Origin of the sequence: Nostoc sp. JL23 (assembly GCF_017115065.1) — a bacterium.
Taxonomy (GTDB): domain Bacteria; phylum Cyanobacteriota; class Cyanobacteriia; order Cyanobacteriales; family Nostocaceae; genus Nostoc; species Nostoc punctiforme_A.
Window position 1 is genome coordinate 22,975 of the sequence record NZ_JABXKN010000105.1, and the last position, 19,200, is coordinate 42,174.

Annotated in this window: 7 protein-coding genes; 1 reads left to right on the forward strand and 6 read right to left on the reverse strand. The window is 43.2% G+C overall.

The window, feature by feature from the left end; translation table 11 throughout:
* Positions 1-18: 18 nt before the first annotated feature.
* A complete protein-coding gene (gene bchH, locus HWQ42_RS21335) occupies positions 19-3,729 on the reverse strand; it encodes a magnesium chelatase subunit H (RefSeq protein WP_292815910.1) in 3,711 nt (1,236 codons plus the stop codon).
* A gap of 870 nt (positions 3,730-4,599) precedes the next feature.
* Between bchH and HWQ42_RS21340 the strand changes: the two genes are divergently transcribed.
* The gene (locus HWQ42_RS21340; protein ID WP_292815912.1) at positions 4,600-5,541 is read left to right on the forward strand and encodes an N-acetylmuramoyl-L-alanine amidase; all 942 of its coding nucleotides are present in this window, start codon (positions 4,600-4,602) and stop codon (positions 5,539-5,541) included.
* Between the two features lie 88 nt (positions 5,542-5,629).
* On the opposite strand, the gene HWQ42_RS21345 is transcribed toward HWQ42_RS21340, so the two are convergent.
* From HWQ42_RS21345 to HWQ42_RS21365, 5 genes are all read right to left on the reverse strand, one after another.
* The gene (locus tag HWQ42_RS21345; RefSeq protein ID WP_292815914.1) at positions 5,630-5,932 is read right to left on the reverse strand and encodes a hypothetical protein; all 303 of its coding nucleotides are present in this window, start codon (positions 5,930-5,932) and stop codon (positions 5,630-5,632) included.
* A 107-nt stretch (positions 5,933-6,039) separates the two neighbouring features.
* A complete protein-coding gene (locus HWQ42_RS21350) occupies positions 6,040-7,623 on the reverse strand; it encodes a mechanosensitive ion channel family protein (protein WP_292815916.1) in 1,584 nt (527 codons plus the stop codon).
* Between the two features lie 754 nt (positions 7,624-8,377).
* Entirely contained in the window at positions 8,378-10,594 is a 2,217-nt protein-coding gene (locus tag HWQ42_RS21355; RefSeq protein WP_292815918.1) for an EAL domain-containing protein, read from the reverse strand.
* A gap of 595 nt (positions 10,595-11,189) precedes the next feature.
* Positions 11,190-15,431 carry an ATP-binding protein gene (locus HWQ42_RS21360; protein WP_292815920.1) on the reverse strand — a complete coding sequence of 1,414 codons (4,242 nt, stop codon included), beginning with the start codon at positions 15,429-15,431 and terminating at the stop codon, positions 11,190-11,192.
* A gap of 703 nt (positions 15,432-16,134) precedes the next feature.
* Positions 16,135-18,471 (reverse strand): EF-hand domain-containing protein, encoded by a 2,337-nt coding sequence (locus HWQ42_RS21365; RefSeq protein WP_292815922.1) that lies wholly within the window; start codon positions 18,469-18,471, stop codon positions 16,135-16,137.
* Between the last annotated feature and the right edge of the window lie 729 nt (positions 18,472-19,200).

The window sequence follows — 19,200 nt, forward strand, 5'->3', positions numbered from 1 at the left end:
AAAAATTTTTACGCCGACCTACTTAACACCCTCCAATTCCTCATCTGTTAACTCATATAATTGCCGCAATTTATCTAACTTATCACTATCAGCTTCCCAGAAACCCCGTCCATGCGCCTCTAACATTCTCCCTAGAATATTGCGAAAAGCTTCAGGATTTGCCTTGCGTAATTTATCCGCCATCTCTGCATCTAACGCATAAGTATCAGCCGCTTGATCGTATACCCAATCATCAGTAAAATCAGCAGTACCACCCCAACCAATTAACGCCGTCATCCGTTGGGAAATTTCAAAAGCACCACCAGAACCTTGATTCGCCATCGCTTGCGCCCATTTGGGATTTACCAACTTAGTGCGATACTCCATTCGCAACAAATCATCTAAATTGCGCGGTGTAGTATCCTTCGAGAAACTTTCCACAAAACTGGTTGTAACCTTCTTACCGCCTTGTTTTTCTGCTGCCTTTTTCAAACCGCCCGTATTGGCATAATATTCTTGAATATCAGTTAAACCATATTCTACCGAATCGATTTCTTGAACAATGCGATCGCTAGTTTTTAACAACGTATTCAAAACTTCCGGTCTAGCTTGACCTTTATCTTCTCTCCCGTAGCTGAATACATTGCGGCTTTGCCAAGTATTGCCTAACTCCTCACCAGATTCCCAGTTACCATCAACCACCCTATCATTCACCAAAGAACCAAAATCACCCGCTGGATTAGAAAACAATCTCGCCGATGCATTTTCTACACCTTGGGCTTTTAAAGCTAAAGCGTGTCTTCTAATAAAATTCTGATCTTCCGATTCATCAGCATCAGCCGCCCGTTGAAACAAATCATCCAACAATTCGATAATATTTACAAAACTATCCCGAAAAATCCCAGACAAATTACCCAACACATCAATCCGGGGATGTCCAACCTCCGCCAACGGCTTCAACTCATAACGAACAACCCTACCAGTTCCTTCCTTAACAGGTTCAGCCCCCACCAACTCCAACAAAATCCCCAAAGATTCACCCTTAGTTTTAATCGCATCCAATCCCCATAACATCACCGCCACTGTTTCAGGATATTTCCCATACTCCTCCAAATGCTGGGCAATAATTTTTTTACCAATTTCCCGCCCCCGTTCATACGCCGCAGGCGAAGGCATCCGATAAGGATCTAAAGCATGAATATTCCTCCCAGTCGGCAAAACCCCAGCCCCATCCCTTAACAAATCCCCCCCAGGCGCAGGCGGAATATATTCCCCATTCAACCCCCTCAACAAATTCGTCAACTCATCCGTAGACTGCATCAACAAATCCCTTATTACCCTTTCCTCCTCCTCTCTCTCCTCTCTGTGTTCTCCGCGCCTCTGCGGTTCGTCTCCAAAATAAGCCTCCAAATAAGCCCCCAACTCCTCCTCACTCGGCTTTTCCCCCAAAGTATGCAACCCCGAAGAAAACAACCGATTCTCTAAAACCTGCAAATATCCATACAACTCCACCAAATAATCATCAAAAGCATGACCGCTAAACATCCGCACATTTTCAGGAGTAAACGCAATCCCCAACCGTTTAGCATCCTCAAACGGACAATCTGCATCCAACCCAGAGTCCACAATTTTTTTACAAATTCCTTCCTTCAAAACATAATTCTTTTGTGGATCTTCCCGATACTCCGCAATCAAATCCCGCAACGCCACCAATTCCTTATACAAACCTGCACGACCATAAGGAGGCACATTATGAGAAATCAACACACCATAACCGCGACGTTTCGCCAACATCGATTCAGAAGGATTATTCGCCGCATATATATATAGATTAGGCAAATTTCCTAACAGAATATCCGACCAAGAATAACCCGTATTCCCCAACGGAGAACCAGGCAACCATTCCACCGTTCCGTGCATTCCAAAGTGAACTAAAGCATCAGCTTGAAACTCATTTTGCAACCATTTATAATAAGCCGCATATTGCGGATGTGGCGTTAAATCCCGTTCAAACATTAAGCGCATCGGGTCGCCTTGTATCCCCAAAGGTGGTTGTACACCTATCCACACATTACCTAATTGCACACCACCAATCTGAAACTCATCGCCATAAGTTTTAATACCAGTTCCCGTCAAAGATTTCCATTGTTTTTCAATACGGGAGGTTTGCAGATATCCCAACCATTTTTCTAGGGTACGGGCGCTAACAGTATTTATGGGGTGAGCATCTTGCCCGCCATTATCTAGGGGCAGGCGAGACGACTGCCCCACAAGAGAATTAGCTTCATCCGCTTCTTTCACCCAGCGAATCAATTCTTCCCCATCTTCCGGTAAATCTCCGACGGTATAACCTTGTTCTTTCAGTGCGTGGAGAAACTTCAGCAAACTACACGGTACATTTAATAATGCAGCTGTGCCTACAGCACCATAACCTGGCGGGAACCCATATAAAATAATTGCAATCTTGCGTTCCGAAGCAGGTTTTTGTCGCAAAGCCACCCAAGTTTTTACCCTACCAATTAATCGTTCCACCCGTTCGGGAACCAGATAAATATTTTCGCCCACCAAACCACCAAGGGGAACGGTATCAATAGCCCCATCCAATTCTGGTAACGCATACAACACCACACTTTGCAATCCGCCGATACCTTGGCGCGTCCACGAGGAAATATCTTGAATTAATAATGGTGCAGCAACAATATAAGGTACATTCTTGGCAGTGAGGATGCGCTTTGCTACTTCTATTTGACGGCCAGCTTCCATTGAACCAGCTGGGCCACCCACCAGAGGAAAGCCAATTGTCGAAACGATCGCATCTATTTTTACTGCTTCACTAGATAGTGAGGGAGTTTCTATATTGCCTAGTTGTCGTTGCTGAATTTCATAGTCGGTTGTCATTAAATCTCGTACCGCCACATGTCCTTCTACGCCGTTGATGAAGATGGGTAAAGGAGTTAACCCGGCTTTTTCAAAACTGCGAATTAGTTGGGGAATGTAGGGTTGTTTGGTGATGACGTGTTTACGGTAGAGGAGAATTCCGATAACTGGGGAGACGCGATTCATCGCGTCTCTACAATGGGTTTTATACCATTCTAAATACTCGCGAGGGGATTCAAAAAATCCTTGATAATCGGGGTGGAGTAATCCGATGTTGGGGGTTTCAATTAACGGGGGAATGTCGCCGACTTTTAAATTTAAATATTTTTCTGCTAGTGTCCAGAATAATGAAGCTACGTTTTCTGAACCGCCAGCATTCCAGTAACCATAGATAATTAACCAGTTGCGTAAGTCTTGGACTTTTTGGACTGGGACATATTTCAGTAGTTTGGGACCAATTTTTAAGAAGCTGATGTAACCAGCGAGTTTGTCTTCTTCTCGTCCGTTGCTAAATTTGTCAAGAATGAATTTAACTGGTTTGGGCATTCCTTTGGGCTTGTCGCCAATGGCAAAGTCACCCACCTTGGTTAAACTCATCAATTCTAAGGCTGACTCAAAGACTAGACGGATGGGAATTTGGGCAATGCGATCGCGCAACCACACAACCTGGTCATAATCAAATAGTAGGCTACCAAAAAACACATCAGCGCCATCAAGTGCTGTTTCTACCTCAGTGCGTTTATTGGTAAGATCGCGATCGCTAAATACCCGAATATCCAACTCAGGACAGCGAGAGTTAGCCAAAAAGGCTGCTTTTCTGTACAAGTCAGCGTTGAATGATTCAAACCCAGCAACCAAGACGATGCGTTTCATGCCTGTAAGCTACGAAATATTTCTTTACTTAAATTTTAAACGTGCTTTCAGGCTGATTGTTAAATATCTACCTACAGATTCCGGTCAGTGGTTCCTTGAAGGAGTTAGAACTTCATTATCACCACTGCCTTTGGGATATTTTGATTTCAAAAAAGTTGTGATGTGTTGAGTCAAATTAAGTGCATCATTGAACACTTTCGATTCCTGTAGCGCTTCGTATAGCGAACGAATTTCTTGTGGTGACAGGTTTGTGAATGTACGCAACTCGGTAATATCTAATCTTCAGTTAAACTCAGTGGCAGTATGCCGCCATTGATGTATAAGCGAAAACAACTCTCTATCTTGACGTTCTGCAAAGACATTAGAAGCGATCGCGTATTCATTAATACTGTAAAGCATTATGTGTTAAGCTGCTCAGGGTTAACAGGAAGCCAAGGGTAGAGTCTCTCAAGGGTTTACGACCTTATAAACCCAGGTTCACATCAGGGGGTGCGTTCGGTTTAGGGATTTGGGCATCTAACTAAGTACATTTGTCATGGCTTCCCACTTTTAGAAAGCGTTATTATCTAAATAATGGGGGCAATTGCTAGATTTCAATTTATTGCAAAAATTTACTGGTTATTCTCGATATTGTTAACTTATAATAGTTGTGTTTTTGGTTAAAATATAGCTTTGAATTAGTGGATTTTACCAAATAAAATTTGCTGTTCTGGTTTGCAGAAAAACTTATTTCGTCTAATAGCGTAGTAAGGCTGAAAATAATGCATTCATTGCTAATAAGTATTTTCAAAAAGCTATTAACCAAACTTTGTCTATATAATTATAAGAGTTTTGAACTAGTGTAAAAACAAGTAAGTTGAGGATGAAATAATGAAATTCGGAATTGATAGCGGGCACAATTGTCCACCAGATACAGGAGCTAGAGGTATTAAATTCGAGGATAATTTAACTTTAGATGTAGGTAATAGAGTTATAGCCAAGTTAAGAGCTTTAGGAAATGAAGTCGTAGTATGTAGACCAAGTAGTGCTAATACAGTCCGTGACTCACTCTCAAAAAGATGTTCTACAGCTAATTCCAGTAAAGTAGATATTTACGTCTCGATTCATTTTAATGCTTTTAACAACCAAGCTAACGGCACAGAAGTATATGCGACTAGCGATACAGGCAGAAAAATTGCTAAACCTGTATTAGATGAAATCATCAAGTTAGGATTTTTTAATCGTGGCGTTAAGAGTGGTTCCCACTTGTATGTTCTGAAAAATACAGATATGCCTGCTATCTTGATAGAATGTTGCTTCCTCGATTCGCAAAAAGATATGAATCTTTTTAATCCTGAAGCAATGGCTAATGCAATTGTTAAAGGCTTAACTGGTAAACTGCCAAGTGCCCCTGTTAACCCTGTACCAGATGAAGAGGAGAACATAGATGCGACTATTCTCAGACTGCAAAAATCCTTAAATAGACTAAAAATAACCGATAAAAATGGTAAGGCGTTAGTGGAAGATGGCTTCACGGGGGCTAACACCAAGTCTGCCGTAGAAAAATTTCAGACTATTATCGCAGTTCAGCCGACTGGAATTGCTGACGCAACTACATGGAATGCCATAAATCTAATTTTGGCAAAACGAATTATCAGACCAAACCATGCCGGTGGTGCAGTTGTCAGATACTTACAATACCGTTTAGGTGTTGAGAATGATGGCGTCTACGGTTCGCAAACAGAAGTTGGAGTTAAGAACTTTCAAAAGCAAAATGGTTTAGATGCCGATGGCATTATCGGGCCTGCTAGCTGGCAGAAATTAATTGGTTAGGCTGATGGCGATTAGAGACTAAATAGTAGTGCTGAGTAAAGGAGTAGGGAATCTGACATCTTTACTCAGAACTGGTAACGGGAGCATCTCACTTTTGCAAATATACCAGGCGATTAGAAATCGCGGCTACTCTTGTTCTTCTAGGCGCGATCGCAGGGATTTGTAAGATCCCAAGGATAAACAGGGCTATATCTTTTTCTGTGCGGCGAAAAAACGATCGCAGTAGATAGAAAAGTAATATATAGAGTATAAATACAACAACTATAGATGCGCCGAATGTATAAAAGAAAGAGGTAATTTGTCCACCCGTTGGAAAAGTTGGAGGTGCTGGTACTACAACAGAAGCTTTTGATGCAGATTCTACGGCTTGGGCGATGAGGGTATAATTCATATTGCAATTTCAAATAAGTTACTCTGCCAATTTGGGATTTTTGATTGAAGGAAAAATCCTAAATTAAATGACTCCTGAGTTATTTCTTGTTAAAAGAAAATGCCAAATTAACCTTCGCCACTTTCAGCGCGCACGGGAATTACAATTCCTTCCCGCAGCAGTGCATTCGTAAAAATCTTCCGAAGAACGCGCTGAATCTGAAGATGTTTTCCTGGCTTTACTTTCGTCAATGTCCGTAGCAACAAGTTAGACTCTCCCAGACTTTCGACTCCATCCACCTGTGTGCCTTCGAGTACATCTGGATCGTCTGCTTTTAACTGCTGTCCTACCTCCTCAATGACTTTGTACACGTGCGCTAAGTTGGAATCATAAGGCACACCAACTTCTACTACTGCAAAGATATACTGTTTGGAGTAATTAGTAATTGAGCCAATATTCCCATTTTGAATAATCTGCAATTGACCATTAGGATGTCTGACACGAGTGGTTCGCAGTTCAATCGCCTCGACAATACCTTCGACAACTTTCTCTTCGGCTTTTCCAGCTTCAATATAGTCACCGACTAAGTAGTAGTTTTCAAACAGAATAAAGAAGCCACAGACAATATCGTTAATTAGTGTTTGTGCCCCTAACCCGACAGCAATGCCGACAATACCAGCACCCGCAAGTATGGGAGTTGGATCGATACTTAGGGCATAGAGAATGAAAACGGTAGCCCCAAAGTAAATTAAGTATTGTAAGAAACTACGAAACAAAGGAACGAGCGTCAGGCGTCTACTTCTTTGAATATCAGTTAGAGTCTGGTCTTTGAACAGCACCTCTTCAATAAGTAAGTAAACGACTTCAAACAATACGCGACTAATGAAGACGATACCGATTATCTTGATAATTCGCGGGCCAAAAGTTGCGACATTGGCAATTAACTGCACCTGCTGAATCACTAATGTTGCCATGCAGACATAAATCACAAATTCCAAGCAGCGCTTTAAAAATGGTATCAGGTGTCGGAGGCGGTCGTAGAATCTCAGCAGGTTATCAGGATTGGAGTATCTGATGCTGAGAGCATCTAGGCTATCAACGATCGCAGCGACTGCTTTGATTATAAGTAACCCGACGGCAATGATTAGATAGATTCGCAGCGCGATGTACAAATATTCCGAAATTGTTGCTGGTAATTTGAGAAACTGGGCACACAAGATGATAGCCCACAGCCAGATTCCACCACTAATTCTGTTATAAAAAGCGTTAAAGAAAGCATCAATACTTTCATCGTCAGCAGTATTCTTTTCTAAGTTCTTGGCGCGAGTGCTGGCTGCCTTCAGCCAATATTTTAGAAATTTCAGGGCGATCGCCGCTAAAATCAAAGTGCCAATACTCTTAGCTATGCCAATTCCTAGTGTCACCCAAAATCCTGATGGGATGCCCTCAATCAACAAGAGTGTGTATTCTTGAAGGTTTTCACCGCGATAAACTAGATAACCATTAGCACCCACAATCAAAATGCACGACACTACACAAGCAAGTAACAATAACCCAGTGATATTTCGGCGGAGGGTTTTGATACTTCTATTATCGCTTTTAGGTATAAAGGTTTTAGTAAATAGCTGGAATAATTTGCTTAAAACCCAGTTCAGTAATAAAAAAACAAAGATTATTAAGCTGACTTCAGCCAAAATAATTAATACATTCATACATGAACATAAAACTGAATGATTTTAACAGTTGTATATGAAAATATATTGAGAGCATCAAGGTATTTCTATACATAGATGATTATTATTTCATATAACCACAACTTGTCAAGTCATTAACATTCTATTCATATATTCACTTTTCGTTTTACCTTCACCTACTCTAAGTAAGTGAGAATAAATCGAAGTAAATTAAGTAATGTAAAAAATCTTGAGATTAGTTTGTAGTGAGGGCTGAATCCCTCATTTGATCTCACTATAAACCTTTAATTATTGATGCCGCTTTACTTAAGCGATGCTGATAGATGATTACCCCTGAATCTATCCAATCGAGAAAAGGTTCTTGTCCCATTGGGATTCCTGAAAAGTCATTTCAGCAACGGCTAGCATTGAAAAAGATTTACTGGTACTGTCAGGGGGAATGATGATCCTTCCAACGAAAGCTAGTAAGCGTGACAAAAGTGAAGTTGGCATGAGAGCGTTTCTCTGGTTTGCACTGCAATAATTGCGCGTAGATAGTGGGTTAATGGGTTTTTTCGCCCACGTATATAGCGGTTCTCAATTGCGTGAAATACAGACCTAACCCCCAGTCCCTTAAGAGCTAGCGTTGGGGAGGAGCATCAAAGCCTCTCTCCTTTTAGGAAAGAGGAATGGAAGTGAGGTCAAAATGTATTGCTTCCATTCGAGAAGCGTTATATTCGCGCCTTTAAATCTTTATAGCGATTTGAACTATGCAACTTACAAGCGCATTAGCTTATTTAGCATCAGCATTCTCACAATCCATCTGCACCACACAATTTCTTCCTTGTGCTTTTGCTTGGTAGAGTCCTTGGTCAGCAGCAGCAATTAAGATTGCAGGAGATAATTGGCTATGAGGAGTGATAGTTGCCACACCAAGACTTAGGGTAATGAATTCACTGACCTGAGAATGGGGATGAGGCATTTGTAATGCACTAACATTGATCTGAATATCTCTTGCAACTGCGATCGCCCCTTCAATATCAGTATTCGGTAAAATAACTGCAAACTCTTCTCCGCCATAACGAGCAACTAAATCAGCGGGGTGTTTAACTGCCTGAGAGATTGCCTTCGCAACCTGTCTAAGTGCATCATCTCCTGCCAGATGTCCATGCGTATCGTTGTAAAACTTAAAGTAATCGACATCACACAAAATCAAAGATAGCGAACTTTGCTCTCGTGCCAACCATTGCCACTGCGTGTTCAATGTGTCATCAAAGCAGCGTCGATTTGCCACTTGGGTTAGACCATCGGAACAGGCAAGGCGCTGTAATTCCTGGTTTGCTTGTTGTAATTGGTGGTAAAGTTCTGATTGCTGAATAGCGATCGCAGCTTGACCTGCTAACTGGTTAAACAAGTTAATCTCCGATTGCTGCCATTGTCTGGGCTGACAGCATTGGTGAGCAATCAATAATCCCCACAAACGCTCTTGCTGCAAAATTGGTACGACAAGATTTGCCCGGATTTGCAGACTTCTCAGGAGGTCAATATGACAAGGTGATAGGCCCGCAGTTTCAATGTCTTCAATCGCTCTGGTGTTACCTTGTTGATAGTAAGCTGCACGCGTGGATTGAAAGCAGGTATCCATGACGTGAAATCCCAGAATGGATATACACCCTTCTGCTAAGGATTCTACAGCGACTAACCCACTCCAGTCTGGCTCAAACTGGTAAATCAGTACTCGGTCTACCTCAAACAGCTGTTGCACTTCCGTTGCTGTGGTTTGCAAAATCTCGTCTAACTCCAAGGATTGGCGAATGCGCTGCGTGACATCTGCGACAATTCGCTCAGACTCGCTTTGGTGTTGAACATGTTCAACCTGCCCAGAATGTGCCGATGCTACAGTTAACGTGATCGGATCAAAGTAAGGGGTTGTAGTGACAGGCACTGCACTGGGTTTACCAATCAAATAGCCTTGGGCAAGATTTGCGCCTCGTTCTCGTAGCCAGTTCAGTTCCTCAATGCACTCAATTCCTTCAGCAACGGTCTGAATGTTTAACTTTTGAGTAATCTCTAGCAGTTTCTCGGTAATCGAAGCTTTGTAAAGGTCTTGATGTACATTTCGAATTAACTCCATATCCAGCTTGATAAAGTCTGGACGTAACTGATGCAGCAAGTTTAGGCTGGAATAGCCAGAACCAAGATCGTCAAGAGCGACTAAAAATCCAGCATTCCGGTAGTATTGCAGCACTGCCTTGAGGTGGGCTAAATCTTGAGGATTGTCTGACTCCACGACTTCAAAAACAACCCGCTCGTGGGAAATTCCGGCAGTATCAATTGCCTCTACCGTACTGCGTAGGCAAAAAACTGGGTCATAAAGTGACGTTGGTGCAAAATTAATAAAGATGTGCCCATTCACTTGATAGCGGCTGAATTGAGTGATGGCGCTCAGACGAGCAACTTGGTCGAGTTGTGGTATAAGTCCGGCTTCGGTTGCTAACTCCAGAATTGGTGTCGGTAGAACTAAATTACCTTCTTCATCCACCCCTCGCAAGAGCGATTCATATCCAAAAATTTGCGATGTATCGTTAATTGAGACAATTGGTTGAAAGTAACTGGTAAATCGTTCTGTTGTCAGCATTTCAATCAGCCAGTCGGATTGGTTCAACTTAATGAAGCGTTGTAATGAGGCTATGTCACTAAAATCATGGAGTTGAGGTTGGATAGTGCCTTGAATGAAAAGGACTTGCGTCTCTTTTAATTCTCTTGGTGCAAGTAGTTTTGCCAGATTACGGGCAATTTCTAGAGACTGTCCGGGTCTACACTCCAAACTCAAACCTGGTCGCTCGTGCATCAGTTCATACTTAAGGTCAAACTGCTGTAGGTAGGAGGTGACTTTTATCAGGGTATGTGGAACGGGGAACCAGAGAAAGAGCCTACCTGCTTCCTTACTCCGGCAGCGTGCAACATTGCGACAAGCACAGGTTTTGGAGATAGGACATATTTGGCTCATAGCTAAATAATTTGCTTAATCCAATTTATTTTATTATTCCCACTATTTTTACTGTAAAAGATAAAACACACTTCAAATACATGAAGATTTGATGAGTTAAGTAAGCTGAATAATTTAGATAAGTAAGTGACTCAGTAACACATACCAAAATTTATACTAAAAGCCCAAATAATTGCCAATGTGTTTTGTGCAATCAAGCAACAATAAGGAGGAGTTGTATTAATAATATAATTAGCAAAAAAAGGCATAATTAGCCAGATTATGAACAGATGTTAGCTAGATTAATTTAGAGTAAATATATCTTTTTGAAGAATGAATCTACCTCAATAAGCAACAAAATATTTGATAAAAGTTAATAAATTTTTGGGACAATAGGTTTGGTTAAGGTTTTTTGATGAAAATTTTAGCTCACAAAGATGCGATATCATCACAAAGACGGCGATTCATCGCGTTTATTGCCTTAACCGAACAGTATTGGGGGATGAGGGCAAATTTTTCCGGGAAAAATATCTAATCTTGGTATTTCTTCAACGAGTAAATTTATCAATTCCTCCTGTAGAGATATTGACGCAGTTTATGCACCGCAACTGAATACTCAAATATTCCCACTTCTACCAATTAGAGTTGCAATTGCCTTGATTAACTCATCTGGTTCGACAGGTTTTGACAGATGCTTTTGAAACCCTGATTCAAGTGCTTGTTGCTGATTGATTTCTCCGGCATAAGCAGTTAAAGCGATCGCCGGAATTTGTTTGGCTTGGTTTGCCTGCAATGCTTTAATTTGGCGCATCAGCATATAGCCATCTATCTCTGGCATCCCAATATCACTGAGCAGCATATCTGGTTCTGACTCTGCCAAAACTTGTAATGCTTCTTTTGCTGATGTCACTGCTGTCACCATTGCTCCAGCTTGCTCTAGCACAAATGTGTGGAAGTCACGGGTATCATCGTCATCATCTACAACTAAGATTTGGATGCCTGCAAGAATTTCAGTCGGAGGAGAAGAATTTAATGCAGCAATATTTATGTCTTGTTTTGGGGTTAAATCTTTTTTAATTAGTGGTAGCCTAACTCGAAAAATAGCTCCTTGCCCTTCACCTAAACTTTCTGCCTGAATCGTGCCGCCATGTAATTCGATCAAATGACGCACAATTGCTAACCCTAACCCCAATCCACCAAATTTTCGGGTTGTCGTGCCATCAGCCTGACGAAAATATTCAAACACATAAGGTAGAAACTCAGGGCTGATTCCCTTACCTGTGTCGCTGACGGTAATCTCAGCTTGAGCGTCAACGCACTCTAGTTGAATATCAATTTTTCCTCCTTCAGGAGTGAATTTAACGGCATTCGATAAGAGATTCCAAATAACTTGTTGTAAACGACTAGAATCACCCAAAACTTGCCCGAAAGAAGCATCCAGCATCGTCTGAATTTGAATATTTTTAGCTTCTGCTGCCAAACGGACTGTTTCTAATCCCCCCTCAATCACAAGTACTAGATTGACAGGTAACATCTTCAGGTTGAGCTTGCCTTGTAAGATCCGAGAGACATCGAGCAAATCTTCAATTAATTGAGCTTGTAATTGAGCATTCCGCTCGATAGTTGCGATCGCTTTCTTCAGAGCTACTGCGTCAAACTCACGAGTCTGCAAAAGTCTCGCCCAACCAAGAATCGGATTGAGAGGCGATCGCAATTCATGGGAAAGTACTGCCAGAAACTCATCTTTAATCCGGTTGGCTCTTTCGGCTTCAGTTCTGGCAGCTTGCTCAAGTTCTAGGAGGCGATCGCGTTCGGCTTCTGCGACTTTGCGTTCGGTAATGTCAATCACTGAGCCGATATAACCTTTAAACTGACCGTCCACCCCAAACCACGGATTAGCGGCATCAATGCAAGAGCGATATTCACCGTCTTGGCGCCGCAAGCGGTACTCCATACGGAAAGCCGAGCAGCTACTGGTAGCTTCCAGGAAAGCATTACTAGCATCATTGTAATCCTCTGGATGCACAGCATTTAACCAGCCAAATCCCAGACCCATTTCCTCGTTCTGGCCTGTAAAATCGTACCAGCTTTGACTGAGGTAAGTACAGTAGCTATTGGTATCTGTCACCCAAACCATGAAGGGGGCATTATCAGCCATGTTGCGGAACTTTTCTTCGCTTTCACGAAGTGCTTTTTCTGCCTGTTTGCGATCGCTAATTTCTGTAACAAAAATGCTTACCCCTTCTGCAAAAGGGTAGACGCGGTTCTCAAACCAGCGCTGCCAAGGCGCATAAAAGTATTCAAACTGAACAACGGTGTTTTGTGCCTTCGCCCGATGCACCTCGGTATCAAACTCGCTTTTAACCATATCGGGAAACACCTCCCAAATTATCTTACCTAGCAACTCTTCCTTGGGGATGCCAACAACTTCTGCTACCTGTTCATTGACAAAGGTATAACGCCACTCTCGATCCAACACAAAGAACTGGTCTTGGATGCCAGCTATGACAGTCTCTAGGTGTGCTTTGGCGACCTCAGCTTCAATTCGCAACCCTTGCTCGCGTTCCATTGCCTCTTGGCGGAGACGAGCCATTTTTAAGGCTGCCTCTACCCGTGCCAACAATTCCCGGGCAGAGAAAGGTTTAATCAGATAATCATCGGCTCCTGCTTCTAACCCTTCCACCCGTGCCTCTTCCCCCGCCCGTGCCGACAACAGGATGATTGGAACTTTTTGCGTTTGCGGATCGGCTCGTAATGCTTGCAGCAGTCCAAAGCCATCTAATCCAGGCATCATCACATCTGTCAGTACCAAATCTGGGACACGTCCACGAGCAGACTCCAAAGCAGTTAAACCGTTTGGCACTGCTTCCACTTCATATTGCTGACTTAATAGCCGATTGACATAATCGCGCATATCTGCGTTGTCGTCAGCCAAGAGAATCCGAGCAGAGGGAGCAGAGGGGCACAGAGGCAGAGGGAAAAATACTTCCTTCTCCCCTTCTCCCCTGCTCCCCTGCTCCCCTGCGTCTTCCGGTAGCCACCGCAGGGCTTCTTCTAGATAAGGTCTTGCACCTAATGCGGTTGAAGCTAAAGTTCGCGGGGCACTAATCCGGTCTGGAGGCAAATGAGCATATCCTGTTGGAATTGACACAGTAAAGCAACTGCCTGCTCCGAGAAGACTGGTAACATGAACTGTTCCACCATGCATTTGCACCAATTCTTGCACCAGTGACAATCCAATCCCTGATCCTTCAAAAGTTCGTCCTTGCGCCCCTTTGACGCGGTGGAATCGTTCAAAAAGGTAGGGGATTTCTGCGGGTGGGATACCGATTCCTGTGTCTTTGACTGCAAACTCAATATGGTCATTTGACCACTGCAAACTGACCGCAATTTCTCCAACCATCGTGAACTTGAAGGCATTCGAGAGCAGGTTAAGAACAATTTTTTCCCACATCTCCCGATCTACATACACTGGTGCTGGCAAGGAAGGACAATTAACTGATAACTGCATCCCTGCTCGTTCTACAGCGGAACGAAATACACTAGCTAGTTCTGCGGTGAAGGTGGCAAGGTTAGTGGCTTCATAAGAAGCTTGAACCCTTCCGGCTTCAATGCGTGAAAAGTCTAACAAGCTGTTGACCAGTTTCAGCAGCCGAAGTCCGTTGCGTTGCACCATTTCTAGCTGCTCTCGTTCTTTGGCTGGAAGCAGAGTAGCACAAGTGGTTAAGGTGTCCTCTAATGGCCCTAACATTAGAGTAAGTGGGGTACGGAACTCGTGGCTGACGTTGCTGAAAAAGACGGTTTTCGCGCGATCAATTTCTGCCAAGGCTTCAGCACGTTTGCGTTCTTCCTCGTAAGCTTGGGCATTAGCGATACTGGCTGCAATTTGAGCCGCAACTAAATCAATGAATCCTTTATAATTGTCATCGAATAGCCTGAAGGGGTTCAAACCAGCGATTAATATACCAGCTTTTCCAGTTTGACCGGATGCGGCAATAGGTACTGCGATCGCTTGATGGGGCGATCGCAGCCAAACACCACAAGGTAGACTACTAAAAGACATTTCCAAACCGGAAATCAGTTTGGCTTGATGTGTTCCAATCACTTCTGCAAAGGGCCAAACGCCATCAGCATCGAGAGCCACTGTTTCGGGAACTGCTACGTGGTTTTGGCCAATACGGCACGTTCCAGCCAGAAAAACTTGCTGCTTATCGGGATCGACCAAATAAATCATTGCAAAAGGGAGATCGTAAGGGTTGCTCTCCAGACAACTCACACTCAACGTACAGGCTTCATCGAATGTCCGCGCGTCTGCCGTCCTCGCCGCTAGTTCGCGCAAAAGTGCCAACTGACGCTCACTAATAATCCGCTGCGTGTCCTCTGTATTAGCGCAGATGATCCCACCTGTGTCGCCTTGGTCATTAGGAACCGGGCTATATGAAAAAGTATAATAGGTTTCTTCTGGATAGCCGTTGCGCTCCATAATTAGCAGCAGAGCTTCGTCGTAAGTACCCTCATTTTTCAGCATCGCTGATTCGGCGCGAGGTCCAACCTGATCCCAAATTTCCCGCCACACGTATGAAGCTGGCTGCCCAAGTGCTTCTGGATGTTTGCCGCCAATAATTGTTTTGTAAGCGTCATTGTAAAGATTAATCAGTTCCTCGCCCCACCAAACAAACATAGGTTGACGGGAAGTTAGCATAATTCGCACGGCAGTCTTCAAACTCTGTGGCCAATGCTGTGTTGGGCCAAGGGACGTTTTTGACCAATCCTGTTCTCGCATCCTAGCACCCATTTCACCTCCACCGATAAGGAAATTTACGTCGGCGTTGCTTGCTAACGTTGACTCGTTCTTCATTAATTCCTCTCGATTGGTCATGTGTCGGTTACAGGCTACATCGGTGGTTATCTTTTAGAAAAAATCCTCTATAAACTAGACCTTGACGCTTCTAAACAGTCATTTTAGAGGATATTTAAAGGTACATACAGCGTGAGATCCCAACTCTGCTGTAACTTTTCAAAGCATTGAAATTGCCTTTTCGGGGCAAGTTTTTACTTTTACTATTTTTATTGTCTCCTTTATATCATCGATATTTCAAGCTACCAAAGGCGATTCTCATTAAACATCTCCCAAGAAAGGCAGGAGGCAGTCTCTATAAAATAAGTTTCAAAAGCCTTGGATGAAAGAATGACTGGGGGCTGGTATTTTGACTCAGCACTGGCTCAACGCACCGCTACCATTTCGCTTGAAAGTTGATACAAATAGGCAGCAGGGGGCAGGGGGGCAGGGCAATACGGTTCGGATAAGCAGGGGAGGATAAAAGTAGTTATTGCAATTTCTCTTCCCCTGCTTCTCTTCTCTCCCTGCTCCCCCTGCTTGCCTCAACAGATAATCTTTGTTAACCGAACCGTAAGTTGTTCCCCTCAAGCTTGTGAGAAATGCAGGTTAGCCGCAAGCATTTGGCACGCTGTAGGTCAAGCAAACGGGTGTTTAATGGTCGCGCTATAATTCCCCTGTCTACGAAACGTTGAAGGAGGGGAATTAAAGCATTCCTAAGTATTTAAATCGTTTCTGTAAACATACCAGTTCGGGCAAACTCTTCTTCTTCAGGGGTGAAGAGTGGGGGTTTATCCACAAGGCTAGGTTCAAAGTAGTATGTCTCTTGGAGAAACTGCCCGATAATGACAGCTTCTTCTAAATCTTTGATGTGGTTCTGTGCAACTATACACGCTTCCTTGAGATTGTTTGCATCGCTTTTCTCTAGCAGCTTTGGCAATTCTGTTTTTACCCCTGTCAGCCGTGCCAATGGCTTGAGAATTCCATAGATGTTGTAGATGCGAGCAGTTTCTATGCTGGTGTATTTGAGTGCATTGGCTCTTGCTAATTCAGAGTCAAGGCTGGGCCAAAAACGGGTGGTGTAGAACGCTTTCTCATCCTTGTGATACCATTCTTCCGATCGCGCAATGGAGGAGGAAACGGTGTTATGCAGTTTCCAGAAGAATAACCGCAGGGAAGAACCATCTACCACGGTGGATAATTTTGCCTCTAATGATACCTCAAAGTCAGTCAGGTTGGGGTCGCGCCCAAGCACCAGGTATTCTACAGGATACATATCCACTTCCTTATTTTGGACAACGTACATATTCAGGTGGTGTCGGCAGTAGGGACAGGGATACATTGTGGCAAACAGTTGGAAGAAATCTTTGAAGATTGCGACTGCGGCTTTTTGCTGTTCGAGTGTCTTGGTAGACACAATCTCAGCCGTGGTATGGAAGAAGCGCCACACTGCCGGGCCAATGTAGTAGGGGAAACTGACCCGCATTTGGGAATCCTTCACTTCAGTTCGATCTAGATAGACATCAATGAATGCTACATACTGCGATAGCGCTCCTGATTCTCGTCCAAATTCTAGGCGTTCGCGGCGTTTCTGCACTCCATTCAGGTAGTGATGCGTTAACCGCCATGCTTGTTTAAGTATCAATTTCTGTTTGGGAGTGCAACGGGGAAAATTTTCGGCAACATCCGCCCCGTAGCGGTTAAATTCTCCTGAGTTTTTTGTACACTGATACCATTCATCCAAAGCCGCCTCGTTGGGTACGGTGTTGTTTTGGATATCTGCTGTGGTAGAAACACTAAATGCCGCCAACAACTTCGGCATGAAATCTTCATACCAGTATGCTACTGGCATGATTGCACCATCTATTTCCTCAGTTGCCTGTCCGAGAATGACGCGGTTCCACTTGTGCAAATAGTCCTTTGGATTTCCCGCAGATTTAGTTGGTGGTGGAGCCATTTCTTCATTCAGTTCGATTCCCCGCAGACGATTGAGTTCGTTAATGGCCAACACACCTTCTACGATATCACCCAAACTGAGACTTTTCTTTTTGATCGTAATTGCAAACTCGACTCCGGCAGCAAACTTTTCTTTGACATTGGCAAATTTACTCCGCGCCTCTAAAATCGCTTGCTGTTCTGCCAACATTTCTGGTGTCTTTGCCACTGTTTGCCAGTTTTTGATCCGCTCCTGCAATCGGTTATATTCAGCGGCAATTGATTCAACCACTGCATCCAGGACGGGGTAGCAATCTTCGGATACTATACCTAATGCTTTGTAAAGTGCGATCGCTTGTTTAACAAACTCCACAAAATCAGTAATTTTGTATGGCAAGTTTTTCACCCGCAAATGAGTTTCGTGATTTGCGGAGAAACTCTCACGGAAACTGCGGTAGGCTGCTCCTTGAATCAAACGAAACAAACCAATCTGCATTTGCAAAGGGGACGTACCGCTTTTTTTCTGATTCGGTGAGTTTGGTTGTTGTGCTAACTGTTCTCTTAACTGTGCCAACTCTGGAGTCGTTGTTTCTGGCGTCGCCTGGGTGCTGGCTGCTGCGGCCTCATTGGAAGTAGCAACCGTCTTGAGCGAACTGTTAAGGGAAATCGGTGAGTCTTGATAGCCAGTTTTCCTTTCTGACTCCTCCGGTACTAGCTGACAGAATTCCTCAAAGTCAATTGAGCCATCGCCATCATGATCTACTTCCTGCAACATTTCTTTCAATTCAGCGTCTGTCAGCCCAAACTGAGTCATCACTGTCCGCAGTTCAACGGCAGTAATTTCACCGCTACCGTCTTCATCAAAGGCACTGAAGGCTAACTTCAGGCGACTTTGGCGATCGCCTACTTTCGCAATCATCAGCGTTTTAAATTCTTCAAAATCGATAGTGCCTGACAAGTCAACGTCAATCTCCTTAATCAAGTCACGCAGCCCCGCTTCCGTGGGATTTTGCCCTAGCGATCGCATTACCTCCCCTAGTTCCTCGGTTGAGATTGCTCCGTTGCCGTCTACGTCTAATACTTTGAAAGCTTGCCACAATTTTTCTATTTCTTGTTCATCAATCATGGTTTTGTTCCAATTCCATAAGTGTCACTAATAAATTTATTACCATGTTTTCTAACAGCTACTTCAATGCTGTTTACTTATATTAAGTAAGTAGTAAATATTAGGAACGTCCGAACTTAGTCCCAACCTTACTTGCAGTCGCTTAGGGACTTCCAAATAAAAAAATATCCCAAAACTGACACAAAAATCCTCTTTATTTCTTTTCTCTCTGTGTTCTCTGCGTCTCTGTGGTTCGTTTATTTGGATAATTTATTTCTTGGAAGTCCCTTAGTAAATTTGTCAGTTGCTTATTGTTGCAATAAATGCAGCTTTACGGGTTTAATTGCAAATGTTCCTAGATAAACTAACTAAGTCAGCGAGAATAAATCAAACTATATTAAGTAATATAAAAAATCTGAAGATTATTTTATGGTAAGTGTTCCAGCCCTAATTTGTTCGTGTAGCGTTTCGCAAAGAGGACTAAAATCATCACTATAAACCTTTAATTATTTACGCTGCTATACTTGTCAAAAATTTTCTATCTCCACTTATAAAAACTCCTTTGCCTTATTTCCAGTGTTGGGAATAGGATGCTTGGCAGATTGTTAATCGTGAAGATGATGCTACATATGAACGACAAAGCTCAGAGGTTTATCGACAAAGCTCGAAGGTTCATCGATAAAGCTCGAAGGTTCATCGACAAAGCTCGAAGGTTCATCGACAAAGCTCAGAGGTTTATCGACAAAGCTC